General features: G+C 51.0%; 25 protein-coding genes and 1 pseudogene. All 26 read right to left on the minus strand.

Features of this window, described 5'->3' with window-relative positions:
- Position 1: 1 nt before the first annotated feature.
- A complete protein-coding gene (locus ACESON_RS09175) occupies positions 2 to 754 on the minus strand; it encodes a DUF4241 domain-containing protein (RefSeq protein WP_373109415.1) in 753 nt (250 codons plus the stop codon).
- 166 nt (positions 755 to 920) lie between these two features.
- Positions 921 to 2,036, minus strand: a complete 1,116-nt coding sequence (locus ACESON_RS09180; protein ID WP_373109417.1) for a hypothetical protein — start codon at positions 2,034 to 2,036, stop codon at positions 921 to 923.
- Between the two features lie 567 nt (positions 2,037 to 2,603).
- Entirely contained in the window at positions 2,604 to 3,113 is a 510-nt protein-coding gene (locus ACESON_RS09185; RefSeq protein ID WP_373109419.1) for a hypothetical protein, read from the minus strand.
- Between the two features lie 248 nt (positions 3,114 to 3,361).
- Positions 3,362 to 3,601, minus strand: a complete 240-nt coding sequence (locus ACESON_RS09190) for a hypothetical protein (protein WP_373109420.1) — start codon at positions 3,599 to 3,601, stop codon at positions 3,362 to 3,364.
- Positions 3,592 to 3,942 (minus strand): hypothetical protein, encoded by a 351-nt coding sequence (locus ACESON_RS09195; protein ID WP_177959693.1) that lies wholly within the window; start codon positions 3,940 to 3,942, stop codon positions 3,592 to 3,594. The genes ACESON_RS09190 and ACESON_RS09195 overlap by 10 nt, the downstream gene beginning before the upstream one ends.
- A 51-nt stretch (positions 3,943 to 3,993) precedes the next feature.
- On the minus strand, positions 3,994 to 4,353 hold the full coding sequence (locus ACESON_RS09200) for a hypothetical protein (protein WP_177959694.1): 360 nt from the start codon (positions 4,351 to 4,353) through the stop codon (positions 3,994 to 3,996).
- Between the two features lie 18 nt (positions 4,354 to 4,371).
- A complete protein-coding gene (locus ACESON_RS09205) occupies positions 4,372 to 4,887 on the minus strand; it encodes a hypothetical protein (RefSeq protein ID WP_373109423.1) in 516 nt (171 codons plus the stop codon).
- A gap of 67 nt (positions 4,888 to 4,954) precedes the next feature.
- A complete protein-coding gene (locus tag ACESON_RS09210; RefSeq protein ID WP_177959696.1) occupies positions 4,955 to 5,305 on the minus strand; it encodes a hypothetical protein in 351 nt (116 codons plus the stop codon).
- 73 nt (positions 5,306 to 5,378) lie between these two features.
- On the minus strand, positions 5,379 to 6,128 hold the full coding sequence (locus ACESON_RS09215; RefSeq protein ID WP_373109424.1) for an SMI1/KNR4 family protein: 750 nt from the start codon (positions 6,126 to 6,128) through the stop codon (positions 5,379 to 5,381).
- Positions 6,129 to 6,226: 98 nt separating this feature from the next.
- Entirely contained in the window at positions 6,227 to 6,616 is a 390-nt protein-coding gene (locus tag ACESON_RS09220) for a hypothetical protein (RefSeq protein WP_373109426.1), read from the minus strand.
- A 34-nt stretch (positions 6,617 to 6,650) separates the two neighbouring features.
- Positions 6,651 to 7,085, minus strand: coding sequence for a hypothetical protein (locus tag ACESON_RS09225; RefSeq protein ID WP_373109427.1), 435 nt, complete (start codon positions 7,083 to 7,085; stop codon positions 6,651 to 6,653).
- Between the two features lie 16 nt (positions 7,086 to 7,101).
- Positions 7,102 to 8,214 (minus strand): hypothetical protein, encoded by a 1,113-nt coding sequence (locus tag ACESON_RS09230; RefSeq protein ID WP_373109429.1) that lies wholly within the window; start codon positions 8,212 to 8,214, stop codon positions 7,102 to 7,104.
- Positions 8,211 to 10,646: a DUF2185 domain-containing protein gene (locus tag ACESON_RS09235; protein WP_373109430.1), complete on the minus strand. Its 2,436-nt coding sequence runs from the start codon at positions 10,644 to 10,646 to the stop codon at positions 8,211 to 8,213. The genes ACESON_RS09230 and ACESON_RS09235 overlap by 4 nt, the downstream gene beginning before the upstream one ends.
- Before the next feature lie 15 nt (positions 10,647 to 10,661).
- Entirely contained in the window at positions 10,662 to 10,838 is a 177-nt protein-coding gene (locus tag ACESON_RS09240; protein ID WP_373109601.1) for a DUF6547 family protein, read from the minus strand.
- 36 nt (positions 10,839 to 10,874) lie between these two features.
- Positions 10,875 to 11,849: a hypothetical protein gene (locus ACESON_RS09245; RefSeq protein WP_373109432.1), complete on the minus strand. Its 975-nt coding sequence runs from the start codon at positions 11,847 to 11,849 to the stop codon at positions 10,875 to 10,877.
- The gene (locus ACESON_RS09250; protein WP_373109435.1) at positions 11,846 to 12,511 is read right to left on the minus strand and encodes a hypothetical protein; all 666 of its coding nucleotides are present in this window, start codon (positions 12,509 to 12,511) and stop codon (positions 11,846 to 11,848) included. Before ACESON_RS09250 ends, ACESON_RS09245 begins: the two co-directional genes overlap by 4 nt.
- A gap of 12 nt (positions 12,512 to 12,523) precedes the next feature.
- Positions 12,524 to 13,210: a hypothetical protein gene (locus ACESON_RS09255; protein WP_373109436.1), complete on the minus strand. Its 687-nt coding sequence runs from the start codon at positions 13,208 to 13,210 to the stop codon at positions 12,524 to 12,526.
- Positions 13,211 to 13,212: 2 nt separating this feature from the next.
- The gene (locus ACESON_RS09260; protein WP_373109438.1) at positions 13,213 to 14,163 is read right to left on the minus strand and encodes a hypothetical protein; all 951 of its coding nucleotides are present in this window, start codon (positions 14,161 to 14,163) and stop codon (positions 13,213 to 13,215) included.
- A 15-nt stretch (positions 14,164 to 14,178) separates the two neighbouring features.
- Entirely contained in the window at positions 14,179 to 14,478 is a 300-nt protein-coding gene (locus ACESON_RS09265) for a hypothetical protein (protein WP_373109602.1), read from the minus strand.
- 15 nt (positions 14,479 to 14,493) lie between these two features.
- A pseudogene (locus ACESON_RS09270) lies at positions 14,494 to 14,928 on the minus strand (Imm51 family immunity protein); the annotation flags it as partial.
- Positions 14,892 to 15,206 (minus strand): hypothetical protein, encoded by a 315-nt coding sequence (locus ACESON_RS09275; RefSeq protein WP_373109440.1) that lies wholly within the window; start codon positions 15,204 to 15,206, stop codon positions 14,892 to 14,894. The pseudogene ACESON_RS09270 and the gene ACESON_RS09275, both read right to left, overlap by 37 nt.
- Complete coding sequence (locus ACESON_RS09280; RefSeq protein WP_373109442.1) at positions 15,194 to 16,063, minus strand: NADAR family protein; 870 nt, start codon at positions 16,061 to 16,063, stop codon at positions 15,194 to 15,196. Before ACESON_RS09280 ends, ACESON_RS09275 begins: the two co-directional genes overlap by 13 nt.
- A 25-nt stretch (positions 16,064 to 16,088) precedes the next feature.
- On the minus strand, positions 16,089 to 16,325 hold the full coding sequence (locus tag ACESON_RS09285; RefSeq protein ID WP_373109445.1) for a hypothetical protein: 237 nt from the start codon (positions 16,323 to 16,325) through the stop codon (positions 16,089 to 16,091).
- A gap of 2 nt (positions 16,326 to 16,327) precedes the next feature.
- Positions 16,328 to 16,927: a hypothetical protein gene (locus ACESON_RS09290; protein WP_373109447.1), complete on the minus strand. Its 600-nt coding sequence runs from the start codon at positions 16,925 to 16,927 to the stop codon at positions 16,328 to 16,330.
- Between the two features lie 20 nt (positions 16,928 to 16,947).
- Entirely contained in the window at positions 16,948 to 17,559 is a 612-nt protein-coding gene (locus tag ACESON_RS09295) for a hypothetical protein (protein WP_373109448.1), read from the minus strand.
- A 13-nt stretch (positions 17,560 to 17,572) separates the two neighbouring features.
- A complete protein-coding gene (locus ACESON_RS09300) occupies positions 17,573 to 19,054 on the minus strand; it encodes a hypothetical protein (protein WP_373109450.1) in 1,482 nt (493 codons plus the stop codon).
- Positions 19,055 to 19,062: the final 8 nt, after the last annotated feature.

Genomic DNA, 19,062 nt, shown 5'->3' on the forward strand with positions numbered 1-19,062 from the left:
CTTACTCCTGCTCTCCATAGCTGGCTTCAATATCGATAAATCGCACATACACAGCGCAGACTTCACCCTTGGCATTGTAACCAAAGTAGACGGGGTAATACCCGTCACCCCAGCCAGAAGAAAAAATAGGCAGGCTACAGTCTGTGCCCGGCACCGTCCAGTTGAGCCAGTCGCCGTGGCTTAACTGATACTTGGGGTGGGCTTTGGCATTTTCCTCCAGTAAGTCGCAGAACAGGTCATTGTAGGGGTCAATATCCGGATCTTCCTCCAACCGCCTGGCCCAGAACTCCTTGAAGTTCTTCTGGGTCTGGATGTCTGCAATGCATCCCATCCCGGCATCTACGCCAAAGCCAAAGTAATCGTCCTCGCCCACTTCCTCGTCCAAATTCTCGTTGCCCACCATCCCCAGCTCATAGCGAACGGGCTTCTCCTGGCTGACCACCACCTTGATGCAGGCGTAGCGGTCGCCGTATTTCTCGCTGGGCACCACGCAAATCTTCACTGGGTAAGTTCCGGCAGGGATTGTCTGAAGGAAAGGCGAGGTGTCCTCCAGCTCCACCAGCGGGTCGCAGGCGAAGATTGTCCCAGTGGGGAAATGGACAGAGCCGATGTCCAGCACATCCACCGCCATACTCCCAATTACTTTTTCTGTAAAATGCGCGTCCAGATCCGTTTTGCAGGCTAATTTCTCCTTCATTGATTCGTATTTGTTCAGCCATTCTGCTGCAGGCATAGTCGTTTCCTCCTTGTTCATAAGCTTCTCCTGCTCCCTTCAAGCTCTCCAGAGCTTTTCCTCCTCCAGATACGTTTCAAGCCTGATAATCCTCCGAAGCATCAAATTTTCTCCATATTTAACTATTTAAATGTCTCAGCAATACTCACACATGACAGGCTCCTTCTTATGTGAAACAGAGATTCGCTCAAGTCTGCTGGTGCTGCATAGAAACGATCTGGCAGTCTGGACAGAACTCGATATAGAGTGTTCCCTCCGTACCATCCATCAAGGTATCCCACTGAATCTGGGCCAGATATTTCATAGGCTTCCCACAGTGAGGACAGGCAGTATATTCCCAGTCCTGTACCCAGTTGGCAAAACCGCCGATAGTGTTCACATCGTCGCAGGCACCGCCATAGAACAAGGGCACAGGCGCTTTGCCCAGCACAAAAGAATTTTCAGTCAAAGCCTTATATTCCTCCGGCCGGACATAGCATTTTATCTGCTCCGCCCCATCAAAAAGTTCTGAAGGGAATACCTCTGCGCCTCCATCCAGCGTAAAGCGGTTAAAGGCGGGGCCTTGCAAAAATCCCACGCAGTTTGGACAGCAGACAGCAGTCAAAATGCCGTCCACTCCCAGGAACTTCAGCCGCTCATCCCGGCCATCCAGCACCAGCATATTCACCATCCGCCCGCCACAGTGAGGGCAGGTATTCCCTCGTACCTGACCGATACGGACAGGAGAGGACTCGCCGGACATGCCTTTGACCATGGGATAACAGGTGTCAAAGTTAAGCTGTATTCGACGTCCCTCTTTGTCAAAGGTCCAGCCGCCGCACTGGGCGTAAATGGACGGGTTTACATAGAGGTTCTTTCTCCAGGGGCGTGGATTTCTCTCCAGTTCCAACATCGTTTCCAGCACCCGATCATCTCCCTGCATGGCAAGACAGCACATCAGATTGGACGCCTCACCAGAATCCTCCGTTGACAAAAGCGCAGAGATTAAGGCATCCCGAACATCATTGGGAGCATGATAATAGATTTCGCTGGGGTAAAATATTTTTTCCATCAGTGCAGCTCTCTGGATCTTTGGAGTGATAGCATCCCGGTAGCCAAACAGCTGCCAAAAATCAGTACACTCTGGATCTTCCATATCAGCCAAACGCTGAATGTTTCGAATCAGAGCAGCCTGCTTTTCTTTGATTTGTTCTGGCGTCCAGGTCAACGCAGCCTTTCGCTCCTGTTCAGACTTGCATTTCCAGCACAAACCGTCATAGCCCAATGGAGTCCCGCATCCGGGACAAGTATATTTCAAACTCATGTGTATTAACTCCTTTCAGACAATGAAAATGAATGTGACTTGGCACATTTCTGCACCAGAGCGAGGCTGTGTCGGCAACTATTTTCTCTGGTACACAGTGCACATCCTCGCGGAGCGTTTTTGTATCATAGGACGCTCTTTCCTAGTAATATAAAAAGCCCCACGCCGCACTGTCATAACGACAGGCTGACGCAGGGCATAAAGAAGCCGCGTTGAAGGAACCGCATCTGGCAGCAGATGCAGTCTCTTCAACAATCAAACTATTTTTTTCGTACCGTAAAACAGCAAATTGCTGTCCAATATATTGATTCATCGCAGCACCCTTTTTATTCACATAACATTGTTTTTTATTGTACCATATATTGTTTTATTGGGGAATCTTTTTCTTACCCTAGGTTATTTCATGTTCACAAAAATGAATATTCATTTTGCGTATACTTCTCTTGCATCACCTCCCATATATTCCTGCAGCCCTTTCATAAGAACAGTTCCGTCATAGTCGTTTCTTTCATGACCAGTTTTCCACTAAAGTCTGGCTCCCACTTCTGCAAACTGTAAGGTTTCCGCTTAATCGATAGAAGCGTTTTCCGGAGAAGCTCCCTTCGTCACTTCGCTTACATGCATCTGCAGCTGATACACCCTTTCTTTTCCCTCCTTATTTCTTGTGACCAGCTCAAAATAGAGATTATTTTTCCAGTTGCCTGCATCGTCCAGCTTGATCCTGCTGAGCGTGCTTTCTCCCGATATTTTCCCCAGTTCTCCGGAAACCTGGACCGCATTTCCGGTCTGATCTTCCAAACCAAAAGAAAGAATAGTCTCTTTTTCTGTTCCTGAAATAATATAAAATTTTGTAAAATAGGACGTAATGTCAATGAATTCCGCACCTGTTGTCTTCAACTGACCGCCGCTGAAGGTTTCTTCTGTATCGCTTAAAATAATAACTCCGTTGGATACTGCGATCTGATCATTTTCTCCGCTGAAAGAATATACTTTAAGCGGCTTAGCTTCCTCTTTCCCGCAGCCGCTTAAAATCATCAGAAAGACAGCTATAAAAATCCATATTTTTGCTTTAATCATAGGCAGCACCTCCGCTATCTACATCAAGACTAGAATTTGTATTTTTCTATATGTTAGCATTATATCACAGGAATTTTCCTGAAACTTTTATTTCTTCTTACAATATAATAAAAAATGTGGCAGCTTTACAGTGCTATTTCCATTTTGCTAATCTACTTTCCTCTTATCAATTCGTTTCGGATGCTCCCCTAAGTTCCAGTCCTTCTCCACAGTAGGTGTCACCGGCTCATTGTATGTATAGCAGGCGGTTACCAGCAGCATAGCGCCGAAAGCATCCCAATCCGGCTTGTCGGTGTAATAGGGTTTCTCATTGTCCTCCGGCCACTGCTGAACAATAGTTTTTCAATTGTGAGAATAGTACCGGAGTAGTGTTCCTGCGTAAATATCAAGTCCAAACCAAAGGTAAACACCCGCTCCACCTCGTCATAAAAACCGGCCATGTTGGAAAAGTGACTGCCGTCAATGGTGAACGTCTCTCTCATGTCCATATAAACGGTTCCTTTAAGTCGTATTTCTCCATAATTTTCTTTTCCAAAGCTTCATGGGCATCCATATCCTCTGGCTGCGCTGGGATGCCCTTTTGCCAATAACCGTTCCCATAGTAGAGCAGCATGGCACAGTAATAGGGCAGCTCATGGCTGAATATCGCCACTTCCATGGTATCGGTCACTGGCTCTACCAGCGGTGAGCGTTCCACTATCTGGGAGGCTTCCTCATAAGAGATCCCCACCAGTTCCACCAGCAGGCGTTTCACCAGTTCACAGAAGCTATACTGATTGAATATAACCTGATCATCCTCTTCTTTGAGCACGATTCCATCTCTCACCATAGTATTTCCTTCCGTTTCTTAACCTTCATCTTTGGCATGGGCATAGTCCCGTCAAATCATCTCATACAGCAGGGCAGCTTCGTCCTGCACCAGTTCCAGATGGGAGCGCAGCGTTTCCAGCCCGCCTTGTACCGCCTCGGTGGGCAGATCCCAGTCTGGGGCAATTTTGGCGGCCAGTTGCGGGAGATTATGTTCCCGCAGAGCTGCCAGCACTTTAGACGCCAGTTCTCCCTCCAGCAGAGCGCAGTCCAGGGTATCCTCCGTCTGGGGAGCAGGAAAACGGACATCTAGATCCAGCTCGCACTCGCACCAGTCCCAGATAGCCATATAGACCGCGCCAGAGCAGTTGCCATCGGACAACTCCTGCCGCTGGTTATTTTTTATCAGATAAAAGGATGCAATCTGTGACATGGCAATTCCTCCTAAATGTTATTCTTTTTCCATTAGCCCTTCTGCCTGCATCCGGATCACATAGAAGGCCTGCACCCAGTCCTGCTCCTGCTCCATGGGTTCCTCCAAAGCCAGCAGGCGGCGCTTGCCAAGCCTGCGATCCAGAAGGGCAAAGATACGAACAAGGGGATTCTCGCTGACAAGGCTTTTCTCAATGCTTTGGTTATCAAAGATACCAAACGCCTCATAGAACACCTTTTGGTCAAAGGTACCCTGTTCCAGCGCATAGGCATGAGCCTGGTTGATGGCCTCTTTTGCGGAGTTGTGATCTTTCAGCGTTGTGGACCGCAAGTGATGAAATTTCGCCCACACATTTCCAAAATAGGTGTAGTAGTTGCTCCGCAGCACCTCCACACCGTCCACGCGAATGGCTGCCCGGCCCTCATGATCGGCGCTTTTGCTGTAACTGGTGGCAAAATACTGGATGTGGCCCCGGAGTGCCGGGCACAGATAGTCATTCTCCAGCTTGTTCCGCATTCCGCTCCAGGTTGACATAGGTACTTGCCTCCTTTCTAATGCCATTGTGGGCAAGGTAGATTCCTAACAAATTAAAATTTGAAGATTACATATAATCCTCGATATATGATCGTTCTATAAATTCTTTTACTGCAAATAGATCTGCAAACTCCGCATACCGGGGAAATCCGTCCGCATTATGTGCTGAGTAAGTCAAATGGAACAGATAGTAAATGTCTCTTCCTATTTCGTTTCTGAGAACATATAACACATCATCATTGGATTCACACTTCGCAACCGCCCAAATTTTTTTGCCGTATAAGAAGTGGTCTTGTCCTATTTCTTTGTTTAGTTCAGCAACAAATACCCCGTCCGCCTGTGTGAAGGGGACCATATACCAGTTAAAATCGTTACCATATTTATCATGGAGATCACAGAGCATTTCTTCTAATGTCATTTTCATTCTTCTCTCGCTGATTTACAGTTCAGCCATCAACCGCTGCGCTATTTTCTTTTTATAGGCGATGTTTTTATTGCTCATTGAGGTACCTCGCCAATTTCTTCTCCAGCAGTTCTGTCATATCACTACAAAGGCGCTTTATCTTGTCCTGCTCATGGGCGTAGTACCAGATAGTCTCCTCGCCAGGGCGGAGCAGGAGCTGGTCGCCGTCTGCTTCTTTCCAGAACTCGCCCAGCACACAATACCACTCGCCATGAATGGTCAGATCAAACAGGCCGGATAAATCAATGGTCACGCCTACGGATGCCTGGATGCCCGCGGTCAGCAGGAAGAACTCTCGCACCTGGGCCGGGAGTGTGAAGTCCAGCACGCTTTCTTGACTCCTTATCTGCTCCTCAGTGGCGGCAGGCTTGATCTCATCAGAGGGGTCAAGCGCCTTTGCCAGCGCCTTGGAGAACTTGGGGTATCGGCCAAATAGCTCCGGGTTGCTGGTCTTGAATTCCTTTTTCTTTTTCCGCTGTACTAGCTCCTGCTCCTTGCAGAAAGCCTCCAGCTCGGCCAGATACCGCTCCTGGTAGAGATTGCTGGCCTCAAATGCTGTGCCGCTCTTTTCCAGAATGGCGATGGCTCCCTTTTGGCTGCCAAACACCGGGATCCACTGAAAACCGTGTCGGCAGGGTTTCAATTTCAGGAATTCCCCCCGGTTCAGCAGGGTTTCCAGTTCGGACTCATGCTCGTCCCACCAGCTCCGCCAGGTTTCGGGCGTTTCCCGCCCCTCGGCCAGGTCCAGGAGTTTTGCGGTCAATGCGTCTTTGTTCATAGGTACATACTCTCTTTCTCAGCCATCACGATACTTGTGATTCCATAACTTCGCCATTATCGTTGATATAAGTGTAATGAATAAAATCCTCATCCACATTACTCGGTAGCACAAAGCTCATTCATTTTTGGAATCAGTAATTTATCCATCCACTGACAAATAATCTCAAAGGTATTGTTAATTTTTTCTTCATTTCCTATATCAAGATATATTTCATTGTCTCTTAAACTGTAAAACAGTGGTTGTGTGTTGATGTCTGGTTTGGAGTAACCATAAGGGTCGTATGGACGGGTGTTGATTATATAGCAAACCTCTATGCTTATGCTATCCTTTGTGTTCCCGCCAAATGAGGAAAACGCAATCATATATGTGAAATTTTTACTGTGCCTCGTAAGCGTTTTATCGGATTTTTTATACTTGAAGCCTAAATGTCCGTACTTTCCTTGCAACTTGGTTCCAAGCATTTGCATTGCTTCGTTAAAGTTCATTGTGCCCCCTCCATTTTTCCATCGTAAAAATTAATCACGATACTTGTGATTCGATCACTTCGCCATCATCATTGACATAAGCATAATGAATAAAATCCTCATCCACAAGCAGCAGACAGGGGCTGAAAACCTCCCATTCATCATAATCGCGCAGGATGTCATCATATTTTCCGAATATGAAGATTTGAAACAGTGCCTCTGTTCCCATCAAAAAGCACAGGTAAACATTTTCGTGTGGGTACGGGCAAACTTCTTGGATTGACAGTTGCCCCGGCTGCGCGAAATCGAGTTTTGAGATGAATTTTCCAAGTTTGACCTCTTCCGCTTCATCTACGTACCGGTATTTTTGAGAAAAATCTTCGATGCTTTTTGTGAGACGGTCCTTGTATTGCTGGATCTCTGCTCTTTGCTGCTTTGCTTTAAGCTGCGCTTTTTTCTGAGCCAAAAGCTCTTTCCTCTCATGATCCATCGTTCATTCCTCCGTTTCAGAGGGCGCAGGAATAGATGCTCATGGCCCCGTAATCGGTGTGCAGGACAAGTCCGCTCTTGGTAAAGGCAAAATTCACCTGACGCACCACAAAGGGATCATCAATGGTGGCCAGCAGCTGGCCGCTGCCGGTATCCCACACCTCTATAGGGGAGCTGCCACAATCCTGCTGAACGGCCATCAGGCTGCCCCTTGTCCTCACCGCACAGGTATCCGAAAAACTCAGCCCCTGGCGGACAGAAAACGGGAAAGGATTGTCCATCTCCTCTCCGGTCTGGGTCAGATAGAACTTGCCGCCCACCGAGAAGCACTGGTCATCCGGGGAGAAAAAGGGATGCCAGCCGTCGTTGGGGAGCGGCACTTTTTGGCCGGACCCCAGATCCACCAGCACATACTCTCCCTCGGTGACACGGTAGGCCGCTTTGCTCTGCCGGGGAGAGAGCATCCCGAAGCAGTAATAGGCAAAATTCGGGGCTTTTGACTTCTTGCATTTTACCGTTTCCCGCCACACCTCTGTGTTGCTGCCAAAGTCAAAGACGACAATCTCCTCGCCTGTGTACCACAGGGCCTGGTCGCCGCTGGCATCCAGCATGGTCTTCATGCTGTTTTTCTTGTTGGCAAAGGGCGTGATCTCATGGGTGCGGAGTGAGAACTGCTCCAAAAGATAGCTGTTGTTCAGCAGCAGGGTATCATTGGGGCAGAGGACCTGTTCATAGGTCATCCGTTTGGCGCCCAGAGAGATCGTTTCGAGGATCTCCCCATTGCCATCGAAGTGATAGAGGATCTCGTCCTCAAAATCTCCGACCACCCTCGTCAGGAAGAAGTCATCCCGTGTGAGGGCGGTAGCCAGGGGCATAAAACCGTTGCTGTCCTTTCCGACAAACCGATGGCACCGCACCTGCCCAACAGCAGCATCCGGATTCTGATAGACAAATCCTTTCCGCATCTGACCCATCATGGCGCTGGCCGCCTTGCTCTTGACCTGGTAAGCAGAGTCGCACAGGGTCTCCTTGACCTTCCCGCCATTCAGGCAAGTTCGGATGGCATGTCCGTCAATTTCAATCCTCCACTGCTTATCTGTGGCGAGGTTGATAAAAGTTCTTTCTATCATAACTGCTCCTTATAGTCCATGCCCGTCAGCGTCTCGTCCAGCTCGGCGGTCTGCGCCTCATCGTCCAGCTCCTCCTCGTCCGGTGTTTTCAGGTTCACCGTGCCCGCTTCACGGCGGAAGGTATGGAAGATGGCCCAGGAGATGTCCGTGCCTTCAAAGAATTCCTTGGCCATTTGGAGCGCCGTTTGAATGTCCCAGGCGATGAAGTCCACATAGCCGCAGAAGAGGCCGGTGGCTCCGCCAGTGAGGGTGAGCACCTCCGGGCCGTCGCCAGTGGTGAACACTTCCTCCAGCTTGTCCCGGAAGTCGAAGATCTTCTGTGTTCCTTCCTCCTCCCGCAGGGTATCCAGAGGATAGCAGAAGAAGCCCGCCACTGCGCCGTCGGCATGGAGATCATCCATGAAATCATTGTCAGCATTCAGATAGCCGTTGATGAGCGGCACACAGCAGGTAGAGCCGGCCATCACATCCAGCCGCCAGTCAGCATCCGGGTCCTTGTTGGGTTCCATTTTGTAGCCAAGGTAACTCTCCAGATAGGCTGCCGGATCGGCGGAGAGTTCCAGCCCCCGATCCTTCAGAGCGTCGGGAAGCTGGGTCATAAGAATGGACGGCTCCGCCTTGGGTTTAACCAACACATCAAAGCGGTCTATGTATCTCATGTGGGAAATCTCACCCAGCACCTGATCGGTGAGGGTGGTGAGCATCCACCAGCCCCGGCCTTCCTCCTCCCGGAGCATAGGCAGCAGCTTTTCGCAGTAGGCGGAGATGGCGAGGCTGTTTTCCCCCTGCTTCTCCAGCCAGATCTGCACATCCTCCCCAGAGATGTCCCAGCCATTCTCGGTGCGCAGGCCGATGTTCTGGAGGGGCTGACGGCCTACCAGGATGTTCCAGTGCTCCAGCACCTCCTTGGGGGCATGCTTCTGGAAATAAACCAGCTCAAACAGCTTGACCTTGTCACCCTCTGAAGTGAGGATCAACTCATGCTTTTCGCCGCCCACGCCCATCTCGAAGGAAATTTCATCAAAAACCAAATTCAGGGTTTCCTGCATTTGGGCCACGATCTCTGCTCCACGGGTGTGCTCCTTGTCCTCGTCCATCATCTGGCGCAATTCTGCTTCCATCTCGGCAAAGGTTTCCCACCAGTTCTCTGTCCGCTCCCGGAAGCACTCCGAGAACTGTGGCAGGGAAATCCCCTTCTTGCACCAGTCAATCAGTTCCTCAATGTCCTGTTGGGTGTTGAGCTTAGGAGCATCACCGGGATGCAGTTCCAAAGCTTTTTCAAAATACCGCAGAGCGCTGCCCTCCTGATCCAGATAATAATAGGCATACCCCATGCGGAAATTCCAGGAATAAGTATCTTCCAGTTCCTCCTCGTGGGACTTCATCAATTCCAGTGCCCGGTGAAGCAGCTTTCTTCCCTCCGGCTCGCTGGGGTTCGCCAGGTTGTTGTAGGCCCGCGCCAGCTCCATATCGATTTCCGGGGTACGCTCCTCGGAAGGAATAGCCTCCAACGCATCAATAATATTATGGTGTTTGCTCTCCTCATGCCATTTCTGGCACCTCTCCAAAATATCCATATCAGGCTCCTCTTCGTTTTCCGGTTTCCAGTCTTTGATCTGCCGGAACACACCATTCTCATCCCGCTCAAAGGCGCAGGGAGCGGGCGTATGCAGCAAAGGGATAATATCGGAGTCGTCGTTGCAGATCGTATTCAGCTTGTAGATCCCGGCGTTGTTGGGGGCGTCCATGTACGCCTCGCTCTCATCCCCGGCAGTAAAGCGCCAGCCACTGTCCCAGCCACCGTCCGGCTCCTCCCGGTAGCAGTAGCCAACCTTGCGGCCCTCCACCGTGATGCGGTTAGTGGCGATGCAGCCATCGGCACCTTCCCAGTCGGGAAGCAGAAGTTTCACATCTTCCGCCTTTACATGGTAGTTCCTGTTACGGCCAGAGGCTTCGTACAGCTCTTTCCGCAGCATCTCCACCTGATAAGCCATATCCGTGATCTCATCCTCTCCCATCATCTCGCTAAGGTCGTATTCCAGCGGGGCATGGACAAAGTCCGCCAGGGCCTTATTCATGGTCTCGTGTTCCTCTGGCGTGGCTGTGATACGGATACGGCGGGATGGAGTGTTGTACTCATCTAAATCTTGGAGGTTCACACTGCCGCTGACACTGCACTCCAAAAGGATGGCGGCCAGGTCGGTGACCACATCAATAGCGAAATGAAAGTCCATCTCCACGTCATTGGAATGGGGAAATTCCAGATACTCCACAGTCTGGCGGAAGTCCCAGTTTTGCTTGTCCAGTCCGATTTTGGCGAAAATCTCGCTGAGAGGGATCTCCTCCTTTTTCTGATCCTCTAAAAATGCCACAAGGTTCAGACTGTCATCCGAGCCGCCAATAAAGTTACCCCAGTATTTTTTGATATACATTTGTCACGCCTCCTTTTATTCCGGCCACTCATCGCCATCACAACGGCTAATGAAGTCATAGCATAGGCTCTCAAAATAGTCATTTGGATAGGTTTCGCCGTTTTGATGAAGCTGCAGCCCATCCAGATCCATCATTTTATTGATATAGGCAAGGGTAGTATGGATGCCCGCAAGTTCCAGTTCCTTGCTCAGGTTAAAGCCTCCATTCCCAGGTAATTTATTTCCAGATTAAACTCCCATCTTCACCCGGATGATAGGCCGATAAAAGTCATAGTCGCCATTCAGCTCCTTATTTTCCTGTACTTCCGGCTTACAGTGGGGCGAACAGGGCAAGAAACCAAGGAATGGCCCCATCCCTCCACAGATATTGCACCCGCCGTCACCGCCACAGGTGGTAAGCCCATCAGCTTGCACCACTTCCCTCATATAGGGATCGTAGGCGATGGACAGACCAAAGAAGTTGGGTTCCTCCATGTCGTAAGGTCTATTCTCATCCTCATCCACGTCCTCAAACCAGCGCAAACGCATGGAGTAGTCTAACCCATCTCCCCATGGGAACAGGGTCCGACACCCGCCGCCACACAGGTAGGCCCACTCATCCGCCGTAGGCAGCGAAAACTCCTGCTTTTCCAGCCCGGCAAGAAGCTCATCGTAGTTTGTGTGGTTATAGATCCAGGTCTGAAATCCATCTTCTGTCCGTTCTATGCGGGCCGACTGATGCAAGGTAAGACTGCTGCTGTCACTCCAGGCAAAATCGCGGAACTCCTTCAGCCAGTCAGGGTGGGCAGTCAACCTAGGATCGTCCATCTTAACTGGCTCCCAGCAGAGTTCCTCCAGTTCCCGGCCCACCAGCATGGGGCCAATGGCCGCCTGCCGGACAGGAGCCATGCTCTCTCTGATGAATTCTGCCGGGTCCTGCTCTATTTCCCATTCCCGGAACAGATACTCCAATTCCTCCCGGCTCTCCTGATGCAGTCCCACGGCAAACTGCTCCCATCCCAGGGTGACGGTATCGCCAGGGACAAAGACGAACTCCCGACCATCTTTCTCGAAGATGCCGGTGGTACAGCTCTGGCCCCAGCGGTCAAAGGTATGTAAGCCGAGAAAAGTCATAGTATAACGAGCAGCCAGACTTTCCATCAGCACCTGCTTCTCGGTGATTTTCATTTGATCAAATTGCGAGCGGTATAAATTTTTGTTCACAGTAGTTCTCCTTCAATCCTTTTTGCGTGTTCCAGCAGATAGCTCCGACCATCCTGCTTGGCTCGTTCCAAGTATTGTGGAAGCATGTCAGAATGGATGGCATCCAGTGAGACCAGAACGGCGATCCGTTGGTATTCCTGAAGTTCAGTAGAGTAACAGTTGCGTTCCCAAAACAGCGGAGCGAACTGTTCCACACAGTCAGGACGCAGAGCGGGCATCGCCAAAAGCGCCCGACGGCTCACATATTCATTGGGGTCCTTTGCGAAATCCAGAATTATATCCCTGACTTCCTGACTACATGAGCATTTCGGCAGATAGGCGGCAAACTGCCACTTGGCCTCACTCTCATTGGAGGCTGCGGCCCTGCGGCAGAGGCACTCAAACCATTTGGGATGGGAAGTGGTTTCCTGTATAAATCCTTCCGCTTCGTTGGCTCTGGCAATTAAATAGACCATCTTATCCAGCAGAAAGCTGTCTGCCATTTCTGCATCCATTTGGGTCAACACATGGCAAAAGGCATCAAATATATCATTCCACGCAGGGTAATCGACCTCCCACGCACCGCCAATCTCCTCGGTGGTTTTTCCGGGATAAGTGATTTCCTGCCACTGATGAAATTTTCCTACCTGCTCCAGCAGGCGTTCACGAATGCTCTTTGCCATGTGCTCACCTCACTATTCTCCGAAATGTTCCAGATACAATCCCCGCACAGAATAAGGACCTACAAGGGTTGTTTCCTGCCGGCCACCCCAGGAATACACATGAATTTCGCCCTCGTCCCCAATGTACTGCTGCTCCTCAAAGGGTGCGGGAAAGGGGAAGCTTTCTACCACGCTCCAGTCGATCTTAGGTTTCAGCCAATCAAACTCCTCGCGCTTGAGCCTTTTGAAGTTGAACACCAATGCTGCCCCGATCCCATCGAACAGCAAGTTTGCGTATTCTCTGGGGGTGATGCTCTCGCTTACATTGGCAGCGTCAACATTGACATCCAGCACCTTGTTGCCGCAGTTTGTCCAGATTTTATCGGGAGAGAACCAGGTGGTGCGTTCCTCGGCGTCTGCAAAATCCTCACGGGGATACCATCCGTTGGCACTGTCCGGCTTGACGCCTTCCCGAAGCGGCCCGTTGTACGGGGAAAGCGGATAATATCGGTGCTGTACCGGATCAAATCGACCAAAGGCAATTTTCAGCTGATACCTATGCTTTTCGCTGCGCATGAGCTTATGGGGCTTCACGATATGTTCTTCGATCAAATTCCAAATGTACTCATCCACACGGATGGATACACGGGGGCGGCCGAATAGTGTGATTTTGTTGGTGTCTGTATCCACATTGAGCCAGACACGATTGATCTCAACCATTGTCATTCCTCGTTTTTTCCAAATACTCCGCCATAGAGAACACCGTTTTTCCCAAGGAACAGCATCCGCCTGTCTAATAGGCTGCAACGTTCCACAGTGATTTTGCTTCCGTCACAGGTGGGAATGGCCTCCTGTTTCTGCCCAAGGCAACCGCCTTTGCAAGTAAGAAAATAAAATTTGTCGTGTTTCTGATATCCGCCTTGAAACAGGAATATTTCACCAGAAGAGACAACTGAAAAAGCCCCACTTCCTTTGATCGGCAGGTCAAACACCAAGTCCTCCTTGAAGTTCGTCCACACCAGCCGGAACTCATCGTAATAATAGAACCACAGGCTTTCTTCTTCGTCCAAACTAATGGCATAGCAGTCATAGATGGAAAACTTCTCGTTTTTCCAAAGGGGAACGCCCTCTGATGTCCATGCAATCAATCCGCAAGACCCTAAAGGCTCATCCCAACCATAATTACCAAATACCCCTTCATCAAAGTAACTTGTAATGATGGTGCCGTCTTTTTTGACCATGCAATTTTGAATACCGTCCCCCAAACAGAAGCGGGACCTCACCATTCCGTCTCTACTGACGATCCACGCGTTGGTATCGGGGCCGTTTTCCCGATAGGCACACCGTGCCCCCAGAAGCAGGAAATGTTCACCTACGGGCCGCAAGAAATGGAACTGGAATTTCAAGAGGCCAATGGGGAACAATGAGGTTTCCAATACCCGTTGCTCCGTCCAATCCACCTTGATCTCGACCACAGTGTAGATGGAGGGAACCCTGAGCCAATCCTTGCCCTGTTTTCTGGAGGGTTGTTCCATGAGAAGATAGACATTTCGATCCCAAGCTACGGAAAAGTCCGTCAGCACCGCGTTCTCCAGATGGTTTTCCAGACGCAGTTGGTCTATGTCAATGATAGAAAACAGAGGCAAATCTTTAGTTTTGATCGTCTTACTCATAGGGCTTCCTCCTGATTATTTTAACATTCCATCATAGGTCTGGTTTTCCCAGATGGCCTCAAATTCCGCTTTCTCCATCAAGCAGGCACGAAACTCCTCGCCCCAGACATGGGCATTGAATTCCTCCACGGTGGGGATAGGCATGATTTCAATAGCACCGTCATATAGGTCAGGGATGTTGCGGATGCGGCCATCTGCAAAGATATCAATGGAGCGGAGGGCCAGCCGTTCATTTCCTGTATCAACTTCATAGAGGATTACCGACGGTTCTCCTTCTGGTGCGTCCTCCCAAAAGAGCTTGAGGTACTCGATCACGCCCAGATAGGTCCGCATCGTTTTTTCATCATCACAGGCTGCCCGGATCATTTTGGCCAGCATCATCAGGTCATCGATGTATTGGGAGTACACGCAGAACACATCCTCGTCGGAGTCAAAGTGAAACAAGTCTTGCCCGCTATTGTTTTCCTCAAACTCCTGGATTACGCCCCGGACCAGCCGCTCCCAGTCCCCGCTGCTGCCAGTCAGTCCCAGTCGTCGGAATTCCTCTGTCCGGAATCCGTCGCTGATCTTCAGCAGGAGGGAGATCGCGTAGGGGTGGTGGGGAATAAGAAAGAATGGTGCAATCTGCTCTGGTTTTACCCAGATTTTGAATGGCGGGCGCGGATCAGGTATCCAGGGTAAGATTTCCCATTCGTCCTCTGGCCGGTTTCCGTATTGGCAAAGGTCTTTCATGGCTTCACCGCCTGTTCCAGTTTCTTTCTGCATTTCTCAATGTGGGCTTGCTTGGCGGCCATGATCTCCCGCACCGACTCTATCTTCATCTGCAATAGAAGCGCGATCTTCTCAACGGGCATCGCGTCCGCCTCCAGCATACAGAGAATTTCCTTCTGTGCGGAGGCTTTTCTAGCAGCAAAACCAGTATCATAATCGTGAGACAGCAGGGCAAAGAATTTCTCCGGTGTCAGAGTGGAAATCAGTTCCTGCCCCCCGTGATAGATCCTGCTGCGGAGCATTTCCAGTTCATAAAGTTTCATTGTTCCCATACCGTACTCCAATCGCAAATCATTTCATTCTGTGTCACCCGGCGCAGCTCGTCCCGCACCTCCATCAGCGCAAAGCCCAGCAGGTTTTGTCCACGCCACTGCATGGGATCCTGGGCCTCCGGGGAACTGGCCGCGAGGCAAATGCCCCAGATGTTATCGTAGGGGCTGGCCTCCACCAGCACACTGTCCCCGGTGGAGAGGAGAAACTCCCGCAGATCGCGGTTCTGGCTGAATTTGCACCAGTTGCCGCCCAGCACAATGGCATACTTGAACTTGTCCCATACCTTCTGGTCAAAGCCCCGCACCTTGCGGCCCAGGGCCTTGATCTGCCGAGGGTCACTGCATTTCAAAATCTGCTCCCGGATTTCACTATCACCAAACAGTTGGGCTTTTCCCGCCATCATATACTGCTCCATGCAGAGATAGGTGTCGGCAATGGACCAGAAGTCCTCCATCCACCACTGGCTCAGGCAGCTTTTCGTGATGCTGCCGTCCTCGGCAGGCTGATGGCCCCAGAACAGGCACAGTTCCCGCTTTCTCCCCATGGAAAACTCCTGCTGGAGCCACTGCCGGGTGTACTTAGGTCTCCCCTCCGGCTGCCACACCTCCACAAAGAAATCACCATGCTCCAACACCTCACCCCTGTCCTCGTCATCCCACCAGCCATTCCAAGTCACTGGCTCAGGAAAGAGGGTGCGGTATTCCGTTCTCTCCTCCGGTGAGAGGATATCCAGCCAATCGCCAAATCTATATATGTAATCCTCCCCATAGCCCATGCGCCAGCCAATAGAGTATCGCTCAATCTCCCGGTGGGCCAGCCAAGGGGGAGGCATTATTTTCTTATCTTGTAGTGCCATAGGGGGTCTCCTTTTCTGTTAAGTGTTATCGCACTTCTTCTCTCACATCCAGTGGAGCACCGTCCAAGGATGTGATCTGTTCCAACTCTGTTTCCGTCAGATTTTTCAGGAAAATGCAGTATTCGTCCGGGTGGCCTCCCACAAACTCCATTTTGGGAATCCCGATCTGCTGTGGGTCGGTGATCCACAGGCAAGGCTCTCCCGTTGCCCAAAACCGCGTCAGAGTAAGAACTTGGCCGTTGTAAATAACTTTCTGTTCCATCCTCACTCCTCCTGCATTTTCTTCAGCAGCTTCACGATCCGCTCCCGGTTCTTTGCGCTTTTCATAAAGGTGGGAAGGTGATCGGCCTGGGTCTTTTTCGCTCTTCCCAGCGGCTTTTCCCGCAGGTCGGCGCTGAGATAGCTGATCAGATAGGCAAGGTGTTCCCGGTTGAGCGCCCAGACCGGCTTCCCCTGGAAGGAGGTCAAAAACCACAGCTCCAGGCCAAAATAAGGTTCTCGTCCATCCTGAATATCAGCAATATAGGAGAAAGCCTCCGCTGTTTTATGAACTTCTCCCGACATGATTGTTCCGCAATAGGGGCAGGCCACATGAAGAACAGAAAAATGCTGCCGTTCCTCCTCTTCAATATCCACCCGGTAGTATCTTCCACAGTTTTTGCACTGGTTATGGACATCGTAGCGGTAGATCGTCCGGTCACGGGCCTCCTGATAGCCGCAGCTCAGACATCGGAAATAGGCATTGTCATCATCCGCTGTCACCACACCCACGCCGTGGCACTTGGGGCATTTCACCTCGATTCTGGAGGTCAGGGCATTGTATGCACTGTATGTAAAGTAGGGTTCATCGACAATTCGGCTCATACGCCCACACGCTCCTCTCTCTAAGTCTCGGCTGCCAGCCGAAACCGGAATGGTTTCAAATCCTTTGTTTTAATTGTCAGATCCGAAACGCTCTTTTGCAAAACCGTTACCTGTTCCAAATACTCCGCAGGCGCTTGGATCAGCTCCAGATAACCTGTATAGCGGATAATCTGATCCAACGCCCGTTTCCTGTATTTGGCGATTTCACCCGAATGGGAATAGCTGCGGCCTGCCACATAGCTTGGAACATCTATGTTTCGAATGGTTTTTATATCAAGCGCCCCGTGCTCCTCTTTCTCAGATTTAATGGTGGACAGCATATCTTCCACAGAAAAACGGATACCGCGCTCACAGAGAAACCGCAGTTCATCAAACAAGTGGTTGCCCACAAAATATACAGCCAAGGGCTCAAAAATCACAGAATCCTGATACCAGCCGCCGTGGGCGCAGGAGATCAGTTCACGGTAACGCTTTTCTGTGATCCACTGGTGCAGCACCTCTTTACTCCCACGCATCCATGCGTCCATCCGGGCCTTTGTTTCTTCGGGGCTATCGTAGGCTGTTCCATAGCAGGACAGGCCATTGGCTTTCAGCCACTTGGTTACTTCCTTGCTGAATTTTGTGTAGCTCAATGTGACACCTCTTTCAAAAATCACGAAGTTCCTCAAACTTTTCAATCAGGGCATCTTTCAGAAGTGTATCGCCCGGCAATGCGTCCAGGATACCCCGCAAGGCCATATAAATTTCATCCCGTTCCTCGGTTTCGATAAAGCCCATTTTGTTGAAGGTCTGGGTGTAGGCTACCACCGCCTCCAGCGCCTGTGCCTGGGTGTCCTCACCCGGCTCAGTGGCCAACTTCATCAGCAGGGAACGGATCTTGCGGTATTGATTAGCTGCCTTTTTCGCAGCGGCGGCAGGGATATGCTCCGCACCGTCCCAGCCTCGGAAGGGATTGTCCAGATTTTGCGCCAGCCACTCCGGTTTCCGGGGCTTGGTGATCCGCAGGTCTATGCCTGGCTTGCTTTTCCAGAGCTGCTTTGCTGCTTTTGCCGCCGTCTCCGGCAGGCTGGTCATCCAGAACCAGCGAAGCTCCGGCATCTGCTCCGGGGTGGGGATGTCAGCTGCGCCGAAGCCGAACAGGTCGAAGGTGGAGAGGTTCGTCAGTTCCCGGAACTCTTGCACGGCAGAGAAGTTCCCCAGGTTTCCCGGCGCGCCCCAGAGCCGCAGCTCCTTCAGATGGGGATGGACAGTAGCCAGTCCGATCAGATCAAAGTCCTTCAGCTGGATGCCATGTAGCCCCCATAGGTTCGGCAGTTCCGTGTGTGGGCGGTATTCCCCGATAAATTGGATGGTCAGACCGCCTCCATCTTCGGGGGCATGAATGGTGCAATCGTCCTGCCCCTTGTTCTGGAACAGGAGCTGCTCTGTATCCTCACCCAGCCACAGCTCCTCCAGTCCGGTCACGTCCAGCATCAGCTTTCGGATGCTGGTGCCTCGTAGATCAAGTGTCCTCTGACCGTGACTCAGCAAAGTCAGTTCATCAAGGAAAGGATTTCCCCGCAAAAACTCCAGCAGTTCCGGGTGCCACCGCTCACAGATGAGATCGGAGAGGCAGGGCAGCGCCTTTAGTTCCAGCGCCGAATCGAATGGTGCGTACTGGTCCATCACCCGATGGCTGCTGACCTTCAACGGGATACCGCCGATCTCCGTTTTCCCGTCGCTCTCCATGGCCTCTTTGAAGGCCCGCCGCCGCTTTTCCGGGATGGCCTGCCACCTCATCTGCAAATATACCTCATAGCCGTTGTCCCAGCCGCCGTAGGAGTGACAGGGCTCATCAGTGAAGGATGGCAGGATCCCCACCAGCGTGTACTGTGGCGGGATTTCCACTGGCACCCGCAGCAGGTGAAGGTCACGAGGCCAGTACATAAAGTCCTTGTAGAGTGGACGGAGATGGGGCAGTTCCTCCGCGGTCAAAGGGGCGTCACCTGCCCAGTCCAGAGAAAGGACAACCGCCCAGGGCTGCTCACTCACCGTGTCCGATGGCACAATATAGGCCACCTGGCAGGCGGTGTATCGTTTCAGATATTGATTGTAAACGGTATAGACCTCTCCGGCATTGGCTTTCATGGGTTCAC

It is taken from the genome of Lachnoclostridium sp. Marseille-P6806, from assembly GCF_964238185.1.
In the GTDB taxonomy this organism is placed as follows: domain Bacteria; phylum Bacillota; class Clostridia; order Lachnospirales; family Lachnospiraceae; genus Brotaphodocola.